Source organism: Neobittarella massiliensis (ex Bilen et al. 2018), from assembly GCF_900289145.1.
GTDB classification, from domain to species: Bacteria; Bacillota; Clostridia; order Oscillospirales; family Ruminococcaceae; genus Neobittarella; species Neobittarella massiliensis.
Genome location: NZ_OKQO01000004.1, coordinates 287,795 through 301,117, shown reverse-complemented (window position 1 = coordinate 301,117; position 13,323 = coordinate 287,795). Strand labels below are relative to the sequence as shown.

The window sequence follows — 13,323 nt, the reverse complement described above, 5'->3', positions numbered from 1 at the left end:
AGTCCCCTCTAGAGCATCTCTTTTTTAATGCCTTTTTTCAGGATATTGTGGTAGTCGATATAGGGATATATGCCATCATCGAACACGGGGCAAAACTGCTGCAATTCTGAGAGCTGCAGCTCCTCGATAGCTTTTTGGTGGTCCTCGCAGTAAATGACGATCTGGCCGACGATGCCGTGGGCATCACGGAAGGGGATCCCTTTCCCCACCAGGTAATCGGCTACCTCCGTTGCATTGAGAAAGCCCTTTTTGACCGCTTTTTCCATATTTTCTTTTTTCACAGTGAGCGTGGCGATCATTCGCTCCATCATACAGAGCGATAAGATGACCGTTTGCAGACTGTCGTGAAAGGCCTCTTTATCCTCCTGCATATCTTTGTTATAGGCCAGTGGCAACCCCTTCATTACGGTGAGCAGCCCCATCAGATCGCCGTATACTCTGCCGGTCTTGCCGCGAATGAGTTCGGCCCCATCTGAATTTTTCTTTTGAGGCATGATACTGGAACCGGTGGTGTAGTTGTCGTCGAGACTGATAAAGCCAAATTCCTGCGAGCTCCAGAGGATGATCTCCTCGCTGAGACGGCTGAGGTGCATCATAAGGATACTAAAGGCAGACATGACCTCCAACTGGTAGTCGCGGTCACTGACCCCGTCGATAAAGTTTGCATACACGCCGCTAAAACCCAACTGTTCAGCGGTAAAAGCACGGTCGATCTGGTGTGTCGTACCGGCCAGTGCTCCACAGCCCAGCGGCGACAGATCCATGTTGTCCAGTGCTCTCTGCAGCCGCTTTTTATCGCGTTGGAGCATACCGTGGTAAGCCATTAGATAGTATTTGAAGGTGACTACCTGTGCCCGCTGCAGATGGGTATAGCCGGGCATAATACAGGGGTTTTGCGCCGCTTTTTCCTGTAGTGTGCGCTGCATCTTCTCCACCAGCTCAATAACGTACGCCGTCTGCTGCTTTACATATAGCTTCATATCTGTATTGACCTGGTCGTTTCTGGAGCGGGCGGTGTGCAGCTTTTTACCCACATCGCCGATGCGCTCGATAAGATGTACCTCTACAAAGGTGTGCACATCTTCGTAGGCGTTGGTCATCTGCAGGGCACCGCTCTGTACGTCCGCCAGGATACCCTGCAGGCCCTGTGCGATCTGTTCACCTTCCTGGACGGTGAGCAGCCCACACTTTACCTGCATAGCTACATGGGCCAAACTCCCCTGGATGTCTGGCCCACACAGCCAGGTCGTATTGGAGAGATTGTTGTTAAACTGCTCCATCAGCTCGTTTTCGTCCTGGCGGAAACGACCGCCCCACAGTTTGGTAACTGTTTTATGCTCCATTTTAAAGCCCTCTCTGCTGTATGTTTTTTAAAGTAGCATAATTATACGATATATTTTATAATAATTGCAATAGATTGCGATGAATTTTCTATTTATCTAGTAATTATACATTTATGAAGCTATATATATTCCATTTTTTGTATTTAATGCCTTTAATTATTGTATATTTAGTTGTATATTAAAATATTTATTCATAACATACAAATTGTACGGATGTGTATATCTGTATCTCTATCCACAATCGAGTAAAACTCTTTATCGCGGCTAACTTTGTAGCCTACCTGGATGAACAGCCTATGGGTTACAAAAAGATAAGCATGATGGTCGCAAAAATTCTCCCTCAGACATTGACAACCTAATAGGTAGATGATATAATTCACGTTGTTGTCATATTCGCTGGTGTAGCTCAGTTGGTAGAGCAGCTGATTTGTAATCAGCAGGTCGGGGGTTCAAGTCCGTCCACCAGCTCCATAAGATAGAGCCAGCCAATGTGGCTACTAAAATAAAATATGGTGGAGTTCCCGAGTGGCCAAAGGGGGCAGACTGTAAATCTGTTGTCAGTGACTTCGATGGTTCGAATCCATCCTCCACCACCAAAGCTGCGGCGTGTGCATTGCACACCGCAGCTTTTTTCTTTTAGTAACGCAAAATGCTCGCGTTTGAGGCGGTATCTAAACCGCTTGTCCCTCTCAGTAAAAAAGGCTGTGCCACTTCGGTCCAGTCTTTTTTACTGTCTGATGCACGTGCGCAAATGTAAATAGTAATTAAAAGACTCATTTTCCAGCCGCATTTACACGTTCCCCATGCATTTTACGAAAAAGTATTTTGTCCACATCCAGCGTTACAAAATGGCCGCCACTCGGCACAGCTCTCCTCTTTGTGTATACGACGGCTATGCACACCTTGCCGGGTAGATCCAGCAACCAAATATGCGCCTGTTTATCTAAAGACAATACTGCCATGCTCCTGTTTGTAGCTGCAGGATATCCCTGGTGTAAAAGCCCCAAGTAATATTGACCGAACGGTCTGTAATTGTTATAATAAAATATAGACCATCTAGTCTATATTTTAGTTCAGAGGTGTTTTGGTGAAAAAACAGGAGAAGACAGAACGGACGCGTGAGCGGATCGTCGGCGCCGCCATAGAAGAATTTGGCACTGTCGGTTACAGTGCCGCGGCGATCAACAACATCTGCAGTGGCCATGAAATATCTAAGGGGTTGCTCTACCACAATTTTACCGGTAAAGATGCATTGTATCTGGCCTGTGTATCGTGCTGCTTTGCCGAAGTGACTGCATATTTAAAAGATCAGGACATCGGAGATGACTTAGAGCGGTATATGCAGCTGCGCATTCGGTATTTTTCTCAGCATCCGCTGTGCGCCAGAATTTTTTTTGAAGCAGTCCTTCAGCCACCAGCACCGCTGGCGGCACAGATACGCGAGGCCAAAGCCGACTTTGACTGTCTCAACAAAAAGATATATCAGGCGGCACTGTCTAAAATGACGCTGCGGCCGGGCGTTACGCAGGATGACGCTATAGCGTATTATGAAGTCATGCAGGAGATGTTTAACGGCTATTTTAGCAGCCCGGCCTATGTGGGCAAAGACCTACAGGTACTGGTGGCTGACCACGAGAGCCGCCTGGCAAAAATGCTCGATTTTATGTTATATGGTATCGCCGAGAGGAGGATACAAAAATGATCTTGCTTTTTCTGCGGCTGCTGGCCGCTGTTGCGCTGGCCTTTGTGGCCGGTAAATTGGTGTCGAAACTCAAGCTGCCCTCGATCCTAGGCTGGCTGATCGCCGGCATGATCTTAGGCCCCCACGCGGTCTCTCTCGTGAGCAACACTCTGCTCGATGCCGTTTGGTATCAGAGCATCATGCATGTTTTAGAGTGTGCTGTGGGCCTGATGATCGGTACCGAACTGGTGTGGCGCAAGATAAGGCGTTCGGGAAAAGCAATCATCATCACCACGCTCACCCAATCTATTGGCACATTCCTAGTCGTGTCGCTGGTATTTGGTATCGTGTTCTATTTTTCCGGTATACCCCTATACCTGGCGTTTCTCTTTGGCGGTATCGCTCTGGCCACCGCCCCGGCACCGGCCCTCTCTATCGTGCGCGAATTTAAAACAGAGGGGCCGGTGACCGCCACCCTTATCCCTATGGCGGCGCTGGACGACATTGTGGGCTGTATCGTATTTTTTAGCACCATCGCCATCGTGGCGGGCAATCTGTCGGCGGGAGAGCTACCAACCTATATGATCGTGCTGGTAGTGCTGCTTCCTTTGATTATTGGCGTCGTCACCGGCCTGTTGGCCGGCTTGGTGCTGAAAAAAGAGCGGGGCGCAGGCCCCACTTTAGCTTTGCTGATAGCGATGATCCTCCTCTCCTCTGGGGTGGGTTTTTGGTGCAATGATTTGCTGCCACGACCGGTGCTCAATTTTATGTTGATCGGTATGGCTTTTTCAGCTACATTTTCGAATATGGTCTCTGAAAAACGGCTGGATCAGATCATGCAGGGCTTTAATCCCATTCTCGGGGTGGCCATGATCGTCGTCATCCTAAATTTGGGTGCACCGCTGGATTACCACCTGATCCTGGGGGCGGGGCTCTACACAGCGATCTACATCGCCGCCCGGGCATTCGGAAAGTACTTTGGCGCCTTTTTTGGCGCTGCGGTGACCAAGTCTCCCAAAACTGTGCGCAACTATCTCGGCCTTACGCTGCTGCCCCACTCCGGTGTATCGCTGGTGTTTACCGGTATTGCCGTATCGGTGCTGGCGGGGCCGGCACCGGCCTGCGCCAAGATCATTCAGGGCACGATCGCGGCCGCCGCGGTGATCAACGAGGTGATCGCCGTCGTCATGGCCAAAAAGGGGTTTGAATGGGCCGGCGAGTTTGATCGGCAAGAGGCCACCAACAACGTCAGCGCAGTACCCCTGCCGCCGGTCATTACCATCAGCCGCCAACACGGCAGCGGTGGGCGTATGGTCGGGCACCAGCTGTCACAGCAGTTAAAGATCCCTTTTTACGACCACGAGATCATCGAGCGGGCCGTCAATTCCAGTACGATCGACCAGAGCTTTTTTGAAGAGGCCGAGACACGTTGGGCGGGCAGTTTACTAGATGGGCTCTCCCGCGATGTCGGACAGGGTCTCTCGGTCGATGATCAGGTATTTTTACACCAGTCACAGATCATTCGTCAGATCGCCAGCGAGAACTCCTGCATCATTGTAGGCCGCTGTGCCGATCAGGTCCTCAAGGACCGACAAAATGTAATTCGGGTATTTATTTATGCCGATCGCAAGAGCCGCCAACACCGGCTCATCCATACCTATCACGAGACGACCGATCATGCTCTGGCGGATATAGAGAGGACCGACAAGCGTCGAGCTTCCTACTACAGTTTTTACTCCGGGCGTCAATTCGGCGATGCCGACAACTACGACATCTGTCTCAACAGCAGTGCATTGGGGATCGATGGCTGTGTGCAGATCTTAAAAGACGTCTATCGCTCTTTGTCTGCCGCCACCCAAGAGCCGTAGATAAGGGATGATCCATGTAAAAAAGCGCTCTGTCCGGGTGGGGCAGAGCGCTTTTAGGTGCACAGTCACACTGATTAAAAATCGGCATAGAATGGTCAGACTGAGCGAAGTACCCCTATCTGATCACCTTTGCTGGGCGATATGATTTTAAAAATAAACCTTGACATTTGTCCGTCATGTGCTAAAATACAGATTAAATCGACGAGGAAGAGGAAGTAACTGCTGTGCCTTCCGGCCAAGAGAGTTGCGGGCGGTGAGATCGCAGCGCGGTAAGACAGCAGTGAATGGGCTTCTGAGAGCAACCCGAACTTTTCTGGTTAGCAAAAGAAAAGTAGGCGCGCCGGAGTGAGACCTCCGTTAACAAATGTCTGGCGTATGTTTGTACGCGGCGAGTGGGCGCAGTGCTGTTTGCACAGACGAGCGCCAAGCAGGGTGGCACCGCAGGAGTGTTTTTACAGCTTCTGTCCCGGCAGTATGCAGGGACAGAGGCTTTTTTGTTTGCCTTTGTCCCGCAAGAGTCGCATATTTTGGAAAGGAGACAAATACTATGGCAAACCAAAACATCCCTTACAAGATCTACCTGTCTGAAAGCGAGCTGCCCCGCCAGTGGTACAATCTGCGCGCGGACATGAAAAACAAGCCCGCACCGCTTTTAAATCCCGAGACTCTGCAGCCCATGACCGCCGCCGACCTGGCGCCGGTGTTCTGTGAGGAACTGGTGGCGCAGGAGCTCGACGATACCACCCCTTTTATCGACATCCCCAGTAAGATCCGCGACTACTACAAAATGTACCGGCCTGCTCCGCTGATGCGCGCTTACCGGCTGGAACAGGCACTGGGTACTCCGGCCAAGATCTACTACAAATTTGAGGGCAATAATACCAGTGGCAGCCACAAGCTAAACAGTGCGATCGCCCAGGCCTATTACGCCAAAAAGCAGGGGCTAAAAGGCGTCACCACCGAGACGGGCGCCGGCCAGTGGGGCACGGCCCTCTCGATGGCCTGTGCGTACTTTGGGCTCGACTGCAAGGTGTATATGGTCAAGGTCTCGTACGAACAAAAGCCGTTTCGCCGTGAGGTGATGCGCACCTACGGGGCTGATGTCACCCCTTCTCCGTCTGACACCACCGCCGTAGGCCGCAAGATACTGGCCGAGTTCCCCGGTACTGGCGGCAGTTTGGGCTGTGCTATCTCAGAGGCGGTGGAGGCCGCCACCACCCGCGAGGGATACCGCTACGTGCTGGGCAGTGTGCTGTCGCAGGTGATGCTGCACCAGTCGGTCATCGGTCTGGAGACCAAAGCTGCTCTGGACAAATATGATATCACCCCAGACATCATCATTGGCTGTGCCGGCGGCGGTTCAAATCTGGGGGGACTCATCGCCCCGTTTATGGGACAAAAGCTGCGGGGTGAAGCAGATTACCGCTTTATCGCCGTAGAGCCGGCCTCTTGCCCCAGCTTGACCCGGGGCAAATACGCATACGATTTCTGCGACACCGGTATGGTCTGTCCGCTAGCCAAAATGTATACGCTGGGCAGCGGCTTTATCCCCGCTCCCAACCATGCCGGCGGGCTGCGCTACCACGGCATGAGCAGTGTGTTGTCGCAGCTTTATGACGACGGTCTTATGGAGGCCCGCAGCGTAGAACAGACGGCGGTGTTTGCCGCAGCTGAGCAGTTTGCCCGCATCGAGGGCATCCTTCCTGCTCCCGAGAGCAGCCACGCCATTAAAGTGGCGGTGGATGAGGCACTGGCCTGCAAACAATCTGGCGAAGAAAAGACCATCGTGTTCGGTCTCACCGGTACCGGCTACTTCGATATGACCGCTTACGAGCGCTATAACAACGGCGAGATGAGCGACTATATCCCCACCGATGAAGACCTAGCACGAGGTTTTGCCGGTCTGCCCCAGTTCCCCGGCAGCATGAACTGAACCTCCCCTTTTTCCTTCTCTTTATTTTCACACTGCTGAGAGACGAGCGCTGATGGCGTTTGCCTCTCTTTTTTTGTTTATCTATCTTCTTATCTTGACTTGCAGATAAGGCCCAGGAAAACGCTTTTTTGTTGTCTGTGGGCAAATTGGTGTATACTGGTATTTATAGAGAGCGGGCCCTTACTGAATATGACCGCCCTATACCAGAGCAGGAGGTAAAGTGCTGTGGACAAACTTTCTCGATGGATACGCGTCGCTACTGCAGCCCCTATTTTGGCCGGCTGTATGCTGGGCGTTTTGTATTGCTGCCGGCCCGAGCTGATAGGAGGAGCCCCTCCACTGCAGTGGGGGCTTTTGTGCTTGACGGTGCTGCCGCTGCTGGCCTACCCCCTGCAGCGATATATTCCCGGTTTTCGCGACCGCGGACGGGAGGGTCAGCGCAGCTTAGCTATGGTGTTCGCCGTTATCGGCTATCTGCTGGGGTGTGCGGGCAACGCACTGCTGCGCGGTACCCGGGCTATGTGGATCGTGTATACTGAGTATCTGCTCTCTGGGTTACTATTACTGGCGGTCAACAAGCTCATCGGTAAAAAGGCCAGCGGCCATGCCTGTGGTGCCGCTGGGCCCGTGGCACTGCTCTGCTACTTTGGAGTGCCGGCGCTGCTTCCGGGGGCGGTGCTCTTGGTTTTGGTGTGGTGGGCCAGTCTGCACACCGGGCGGCATACATCGGCCCAACTGGCCGGTGGTACAGCAGTACCGCTGGCAGCGCTACTTCTCATCCACCTGCTATCGCCGCTGCTGTAGATAGAATAGACTATAAATAGAAAGAGGGGCGGGACCGCCATAGGTCCCGTCCCTCTTTCTATTTATAGAGCCGATCAGACATCTTTTCGCTGATAGACGAACTCACCGGCCAATATCGTGGCGTCGACTTTTACATCTTTGATGCGCTCGGGGTCGATGGTGAAGATATCCTCGCTGAGCACTGCCAGATCGGCATAGTACCCGGGCCTGATGCGGCCCTTCACATCCTCTTCGAAACTGGCGTAAGCGCTGGCTGCCGTGTAGGCATCCACCGCATCGTACACGTCTACACACTCATCGGGATAAAAACCGCCGCTCGGGGTGCCGGCCAGATTTTTTCTGGTCACTGCACAGTAGATGTTGTGCATGGTATTCAGGTCTTCCACCGGCGAATCGGTACCGAAACTGTTGTGGATGCCCAACCGGTTCATGGTGGCAAAAGCATAGCTGGTCGCGGCCAATTCTTTGCCCGCCCGGCTCTCTAACACCGTCATGTCGTAGTGTAAAAAGATGGGTTGGATATAAGCCAAAATATCGTTTTGGGTAAAGCGCTCTACCAGCGCCCGATCGGTGATCTGGCAGTGGACGATGCCGTGCCGATGGGGGTTCTCCCCATCCCCGCAGACCGTATCGTAACTGTTAAGCACCTGCTCGATGGCTGCATCGCCGATCGCATGCACCGCCACCTGACAGCCGGCGGCATCGGCTATCTGAACCAGCTCGTCGGTCTGTTGCTGGGTGAGCGTTTGGATACCGGTAGTCGACGGGTCATCGGCGTACGGTGCGCGCATCAGCGCAGTGCGGGCGCCCAGCGAGCCATCTACAAACAGCTTCAGCGGCCCGATCTTATTAAAGGCGTCGCCGCTGCCGGTAATATAGCCCTGCTCTAAAAACTCCCGGTACTCGTCGGGGGCCATAAAATTACACTGGTGATAGACCCGCAATGTGGGGTGGGTCGACTGGATGTTGTGATAGGCCTGCAGCATATCTCTATAGGCACCGGGCCGCACATCCATGGTCTGCACCGAGGTGATGCCCCACTCGGCGGCATGCTCCATAGCGGTGTGCAGGGTGTGCTCGATCTCCTCTACCGTGGGGTCGCGGCGCAGGCACATCACCAAATTGGCCGCTGTCTCACGAAAGATGCCGTTGGGCTCGCCGTTTTCATCCACATCGAACTGGGCCCCTTCGGGCTGCGGGGTATCTTTGGTGACCCCGGCCAGTTGGATGGCCAGCGAGTTGGCCGTGAGGGCATGACCACAGGCCCGCTCTAAAATGAGGGGATATTCCGTAGTGATCTCATCCAGGTCGTGCCGGTCCATCATGCGGGGCTCATCGGTAAAGTAATCCTGGTTCCAGCCGGTTCCGTGCAGCACAGTGCCGGGCGCGGGCTTGGTGCGGGCGATAAAGTCGCGCGCGATCTGCTTGGCCTCGGCCATCGAGGTGACGCCGTGCAGATCGATAGATTCTAAGTTCTCGCCCACAAAGTACAGATGCATGTGGCTGTCGTTAAAACCGGGCACCACGGTGCGGCCGCCGGCGTCGTATTGGGGCGTACCGGCCGGGGCTACGGCCAGCACCTCTTCGTTGGTGCCCACTGCCTTGATGACACCGTCCTCCATATACACCGCCTGTGCAAATTTTTCGCGCTCTACATATACTTTGGCGTTGGTGATGAGTCTGCCCATGTTAGTTATCCTCCTTCTCGGCATTTTGAGCAGCCAGCACTGCCTGGCGGCTCTTTTTAAATACCAGTTCGTAGATGACAAGGCCGGCTGCCGGCACTGCCAGACCAATCAGGGAAGTGACCGGGTCCTCGATCAGGGTGTTGATAAGCAGGCCAATGGTGATGAGGATGGTGACGATCACCAGCACCGGATAGCCCCACACCTTGTACGGCCGCTCCATATGGGGGTATTTTTTGCGCAGCCGAATGACTGCATAGAAGATGAGCGTGTTAAACAGCATGCCGCTGAAAGCCACCAGGCTGGTCAGCTGATTGAGGTCGCGGGCCATCACCAGAGCAATAGACACGATGGCCGAGGCGATCTGGGCGTTGACCGGCGTTTTGTACTTGGGGTGCAGCTTGCCCACGCTCTTAAAGAAAGCGCCGTCTTTGGCCATAGCGTAGTAGGAGCGGGGGAACACCATCACACAGCCGTTGAGGGCACTGAAGATGGCCACCACCATAGCTGAGCCCACCACGATCATGCCCAGATTGCCAAACAGCTCTTTGGCGGCCTGGGTGCCCAGAAAAAAGTCGCCGTTGGCCAGCATCGTCTCGATGGTGGCGTAGGGGACGGTGCGGTAGATAGCCAGGTTAAACAGTACGTAGACCACCATGACGCCGCAGATGGAGATGATGATAGCCAGCGGCAGATTGCGGCGGGGATTTTTGATCTCCTCGCTGATGGTGTTCAGGTTGGTCCAGCCCTCGTAGGCCCACAGTGTAGCCACTACACCAAAGGCGATCATGCCGCAGAGCTGGAATACGCTGGGATTAGAAGCGGGCATGGGGCTTAAATTGGGGGTCTGCTTGCCCATAAACAGACCGCAGAGAATGATGGCCGCAATGGGCAGCAGCTTGAGCACCATAAAGATATTCTGGATAATGCTGCCCATCTTGATACCGAACACATTGATCACCGTGAGCAAGAGGATCATACCGATGGCGATGACCTTACAGCCCAGCGCACTGATGGGCACCAGGCTGGATATGGCCTCGGGAAAGGCAATGGCCAGCCCGGCGATCGAGCCCGAAGAGCCCAATATGAAGTTTGAAAAACCGCTCATAAAAGCGGTGCGCTCACCGTATGCCTCGCGCAGGTACACATAGCCGCCGCCGGCTTTGGGCATCATAGCCCCCAGCTCGGCGTAGCAGATGCCCGAGGCCAGGATCACCAGGCCGCCGATCACCCACACGATCAGAGCCAGACCCTGACTCATGCCCGCGCGCATCAGCACGTAGCTGCCCAGGTAGAAGATACCCGAGCCGATCATGATACCGCCCAGCACCGATACGCCGCCGAACAGCCCCACTTCGCGCTTGAACTCGGTCTTTTCAGACTGCAGTTCCTTTAAGTGGGTATCCTGTGTGTTTGCCATAAGAAAAAACATCCTTTCTCCCGGCGCGGATGCGCGCCGCTACTCCTCTTTTTGCCTACACGGCAAAATAAAAAAGCTGCACCCCACCGATGCAACTTTTCCATAGGCCCTGCGGGCATATAGCCGTTTTCACCGATAGCGCCTCTGTTAAAAAACAGGAGTCACAGAGATGTTTTCCCTGCGCCCAACTGATCTGCCGCGCCCGGCAGCCAGTTTCGGCAATTTGGCCTTTTCCGCGGCGTCACCGGGTGCCCCCTGTGCCGCGGTACTCATCCGCACTGCGCCTCTACCAACTTTTCTGGTACAAATATACCATACCGGGGCCAGCTTGTCCAGCTGTCAGCAGCCCCATTTTGACCATGAGCGCCACAAAGTGACAAAATACTATCACCCCAGCGATCCCCTATGTCGCCGAGTGCTGATAGGATGGCGCTCTCACCGGGCCGGCGCCCCCGACCAGTAGGCGCCAGCCGCTGTCTCTACTTTTGTTTGCCCGCATGATACGGCCCATTTTGTCCCATACTACCGGACGAGGGGAGGTGCGCCCATGCGCCCGGAACAAAAGACCTTTTGGAAGAGTTTCTTCCTAAGCCTGGCCGCTATTGGGCTGGTATTTGGACTGTCGTGGTTGCTGTTTATGCCCAAACAGGAAAAGCCGGCAGCATCTGACGCCCAGCAGGCAGCGGCTGACACCGATACTGCCGACGATGTAAATATCCTGTTTTTGCACCGCACCGACCGGCGGGGATTGCCCCAGAGCTGCCAGCTGGTGCGCATCTCCCCCGCACAGGGGCAGTTGCTGGTGACCAATATTCCCCTGTCGTGGAAGGTACAGTTCGGTACCCGCACCGGCGACCTGCGCCAGGCATATGCCTATAATGGGGTGGGCCAGTTTATCGAGAGTCTGCAGCAGCTCACCGGTCTAAAGACCGACTACTATGTTGATCTGACCGATGCCTCGCTGATCGCTCTGGCCGACAGTTTTGGACCGGTAGACTTTGACGTACACGAAAACATCTACCACTACAGTGAGCAGAGCGGTCTGCTGCAGTTCAAACTGCTCTACGGGCGGCAGCGGCTCGACGGCAGCCGCTGCCTGGGGTATCTCTCTTACTGCGATCTGCAGGGGCAGGAAAAAGATACCCTGCGCCTACAGCTCATCAAGGCCTATATCGAACACTATTTTAACCGCGACGAAGTCGAGCGTTTGGCCGATACCTTTACCGGGGTAGCCGACAATATCGAGACCGATATCGCCTCCATCGATATCCCCGATCTACAGGCCGCTCTGCGCGAGGTGTTGGTTACCGGCTCCAGCACAGTGACCACACCACAGATCTACTGCGACGAAAATGGCGACTATCAGCCCGACCTGCACGGCAGCGTACTGCGGGACTACTTTGGAGTGGGCCTCCAAAAAGAGACACCTACTGTGTCGTCACCCGACTAACAGTTGAGCAGATCTGCTCTAACTCCGTATCTCTCACCTCAATAAAAGCCCCCGGCACAGGCAAAGTAAGCTGTGCCGGGGGCTTTTACGAGTCATTTTCGGTGGCGACCGGCGCTTTCTATCTGCGCCGGCAGCTACCCTAATACCTCTTTTATTTTCCGGGCGATCTCTTTATAATCCACCTGAGCAAAATCGGTGCAGTCGACCGGGATCACTGGCCCCCGTACGGCAAAGCGGTCAAAGCCGCGGGTCTGTACACCAGCGGTAAAGGCTGCTAATCCCATAGGCACATAGGGCGGCGGGGGTCCTACTTCGGGGTAGACGGCATTCACCACATGGCCGCGGTGGCGCTGTGGTGACTTGTCGCGGGCAATAAAGCGATGGTACAGTACCTCGATATCGCCGCCAAAACGCACCGTCACTGCCCGACAACCATACCGATCCAGCAGCTGCGTCAGTGGCTGGATCGAGCTGTCTTCAAAGTTGTTCTCCAAAATAAAGCTGTTTTGGGCTTCTAGCTGGCGCGCGGCAAAATCGAGCAAGACTGCCTGTGCTGCTGCGCCCAACGCCACTTTCTGTCGCCTGCTCTCAAAGCCCAACTGATCGAAGAGCAACTCTTTTACGCCATCTTTAGATAGGCAGGGCAGCTGCCAGGCACTGCCTAGCCAGCAGGCAAAACGGGTCTTGCCCGCTGCCGGTATACCCGCCACCAAGATCGCACATCCACCGCTTATGCCAGAACCGGGCTCAAAGTCTTTTTGAGGAGGCACAGCGGTGTTCATTTGAATACCACGAAAGTAATGCCCAAATTCATACGGCCCATATCGCTGTCTCCGGCCAAAAAATAGTATTTGGCCAACGCGCGCTGGGTATCGGCATCGAACAGGGTAAAGTTTTCGCCGTAGATCACCGCCTGCAACTCGCCATCGGCCAGCTTTTCGCCCAGCCGCTGGCGCACTGCCTTTTTGATCTTGCCGCCTTTGCCGCTGGAGCCGTAGCCGTGGATAAATTTGAGCACTTTACAGCCGCTCTTCTTCGAGCGCTCCAGTGCGCGTTCCATGTGTTCCAGCGCCTCTTTTACAAAGGGGCGGCCCTCTTCTAAATTTACTGTATCCACTGCCAATGTCCGCCCCTCCTCT

General features: G+C 54.3%; 11 protein-coding genes, 2 tRNA genes, 1 pseudogene and 1 riboswitch. Of the genes and pseudogenes, 8 read left to right on the top strand and 6 right to left on the bottom strand.

The genetic code is table 11. From position 1 onward, the window contains the following. Positions 1–8 precede the first annotated feature (8 nt). Entirely contained in the window at positions 9–1,343 is a 1,335-nt protein-coding gene (argH, locus tag C6Y32_RS07365; RefSeq protein WP_105204653.1) for an argininosuccinate lyase, read from the bottom strand. A 395-nt stretch (positions 1,344–1,738) separates the two neighbouring features. On the opposite strand from argH, the gene C6Y32_RS07360 reads away from it, so the two are divergent. Further along, positions 1,739–1,814, top strand: a tRNA-Thr gene (locus C6Y32_RS07360). A 40-nt stretch (positions 1,815–1,854) separates the two neighbouring features. After that, positions 1,855–1,939 (top strand) — tRNA-Tyr (locus tag C6Y32_RS07355). Between the two features lie 177 nt (positions 1,940–2,116). On the opposite strand, the gene C6Y32_RS15355 is transcribed toward C6Y32_RS07355, so the two are convergent. Further along, positions 2,117–2,296: a hypothetical protein gene (locus tag C6Y32_RS15355; RefSeq protein WP_164998176.1), complete on the bottom strand. Its 180-nt coding sequence runs from the start codon at positions 2,294–2,296 to the stop codon at positions 2,117–2,119. A gap of 134 nt (positions 2,297–2,430) precedes the next feature. On the opposite strand from C6Y32_RS15355, the gene C6Y32_RS07350 reads away from it, so the two are divergent. The 5 genes and pseudogenes from C6Y32_RS07350 (at position 2,431) to C6Y32_RS07335 (ending at position 7,629) form a co-directional block, all read left to right on the top strand. Then, the gene (locus C6Y32_RS07350; protein ID WP_105204652.1) at positions 2,431–3,045 is read left to right on the top strand and encodes a TetR/AcrR family transcriptional regulator; all 615 of its coding nucleotides are present in this window, start codon (positions 2,431–2,433) and stop codon (positions 3,043–3,045) included. Then, positions 3,042–4,247 (top strand): annotated as a pseudogene (locus tag C6Y32_RS07345) (cation:proton antiporter); the annotation flags it as partial. The gene C6Y32_RS07350 and the pseudogene C6Y32_RS07345, both read left to right, overlap by 4 nt. 39 nt (positions 4,248–4,286) lie before the next feature. Then, the gene (locus C6Y32_RS15640; protein WP_279386208.1) at positions 4,287–4,892 is read left to right on the top strand and encodes a cytidylate kinase-like family protein; all 606 of its coding nucleotides are present in this window, start codon (positions 4,287–4,289) and stop codon (positions 4,890–4,892) included. Between the two features lie 547 nt (positions 4,893–5,439). Continuing rightward, positions 5,440–6,825, top strand: a complete 1,386-nt coding sequence (locus tag C6Y32_RS07340; RefSeq protein ID WP_105204650.1) for a TrpB-like pyridoxal phosphate-dependent enzyme — start codon at positions 5,440–5,442, stop codon at positions 6,823–6,825. Positions 6,826–7,050: 225 nt separating this feature from the next. Next, positions 7,051–7,629, top strand: coding sequence for a hypothetical protein (locus tag C6Y32_RS07335; RefSeq protein WP_129589409.1), 579 nt, complete (start codon positions 7,051–7,053; stop codon positions 7,627–7,629). 74 nt (positions 7,630–7,703) lie between these two features. On the opposite strand, the gene C6Y32_RS07330 is transcribed toward C6Y32_RS07335, so the two are convergent. Next, on the bottom strand, positions 7,704–9,317 hold the full coding sequence (locus C6Y32_RS07330) for an amidohydrolase (protein WP_105204648.1): 1,614 nt from the start codon (positions 9,315–9,317) through the stop codon (positions 7,704–7,706). A gap of 1 nt (position 9,318) precedes the next feature. Next, positions 9,319–10,734 carry an APC family permease gene (locus C6Y32_RS07325; protein WP_105204696.1) on the bottom strand — a complete coding sequence of 472 codons (1,416 nt, stop codon included), beginning with the start codon at positions 10,732–10,734 and terminating at the stop codon, positions 9,319–9,321. A 128-nt stretch (positions 10,735–10,862) separates the two neighbouring features. After that, a riboswitch (Lysine riboswitch) is annotated at positions 10,863–11,031 on the bottom strand. Between the two features lie 250 nt (positions 11,032–11,281). On the opposite strand from C6Y32_RS07325, the gene C6Y32_RS07320 reads away from it, so the two are divergent. Beyond that, the gene (locus C6Y32_RS07320) at positions 11,282–12,184 is read left to right on the top strand and encodes an LCP family protein (protein ID WP_105204647.1); all 903 of its coding nucleotides are present in this window, start codon (positions 11,282–11,284) and stop codon (positions 12,182–12,184) included. Positions 12,185–12,318: 134 nt separating this feature from the next. Here C6Y32_RS07320 and C6Y32_RS07315 read toward each other — a convergent pair whose 3' ends face one another. After that, entirely contained in the window at positions 12,319–12,894 is a 576-nt protein-coding gene (locus C6Y32_RS07315; protein WP_370738812.1) for an AAA family ATPase, read from the bottom strand. Positions 12,895–12,962: 68 nt separating this feature from the next. Further along, entirely contained in the window at positions 12,963–13,301 is a 339-nt protein-coding gene (locus tag C6Y32_RS07310; protein ID WP_475600678.1) for a Smr/MutS family protein, read from the bottom strand. Positions 13,302–13,323 lie beyond the last annotated feature (22 nt).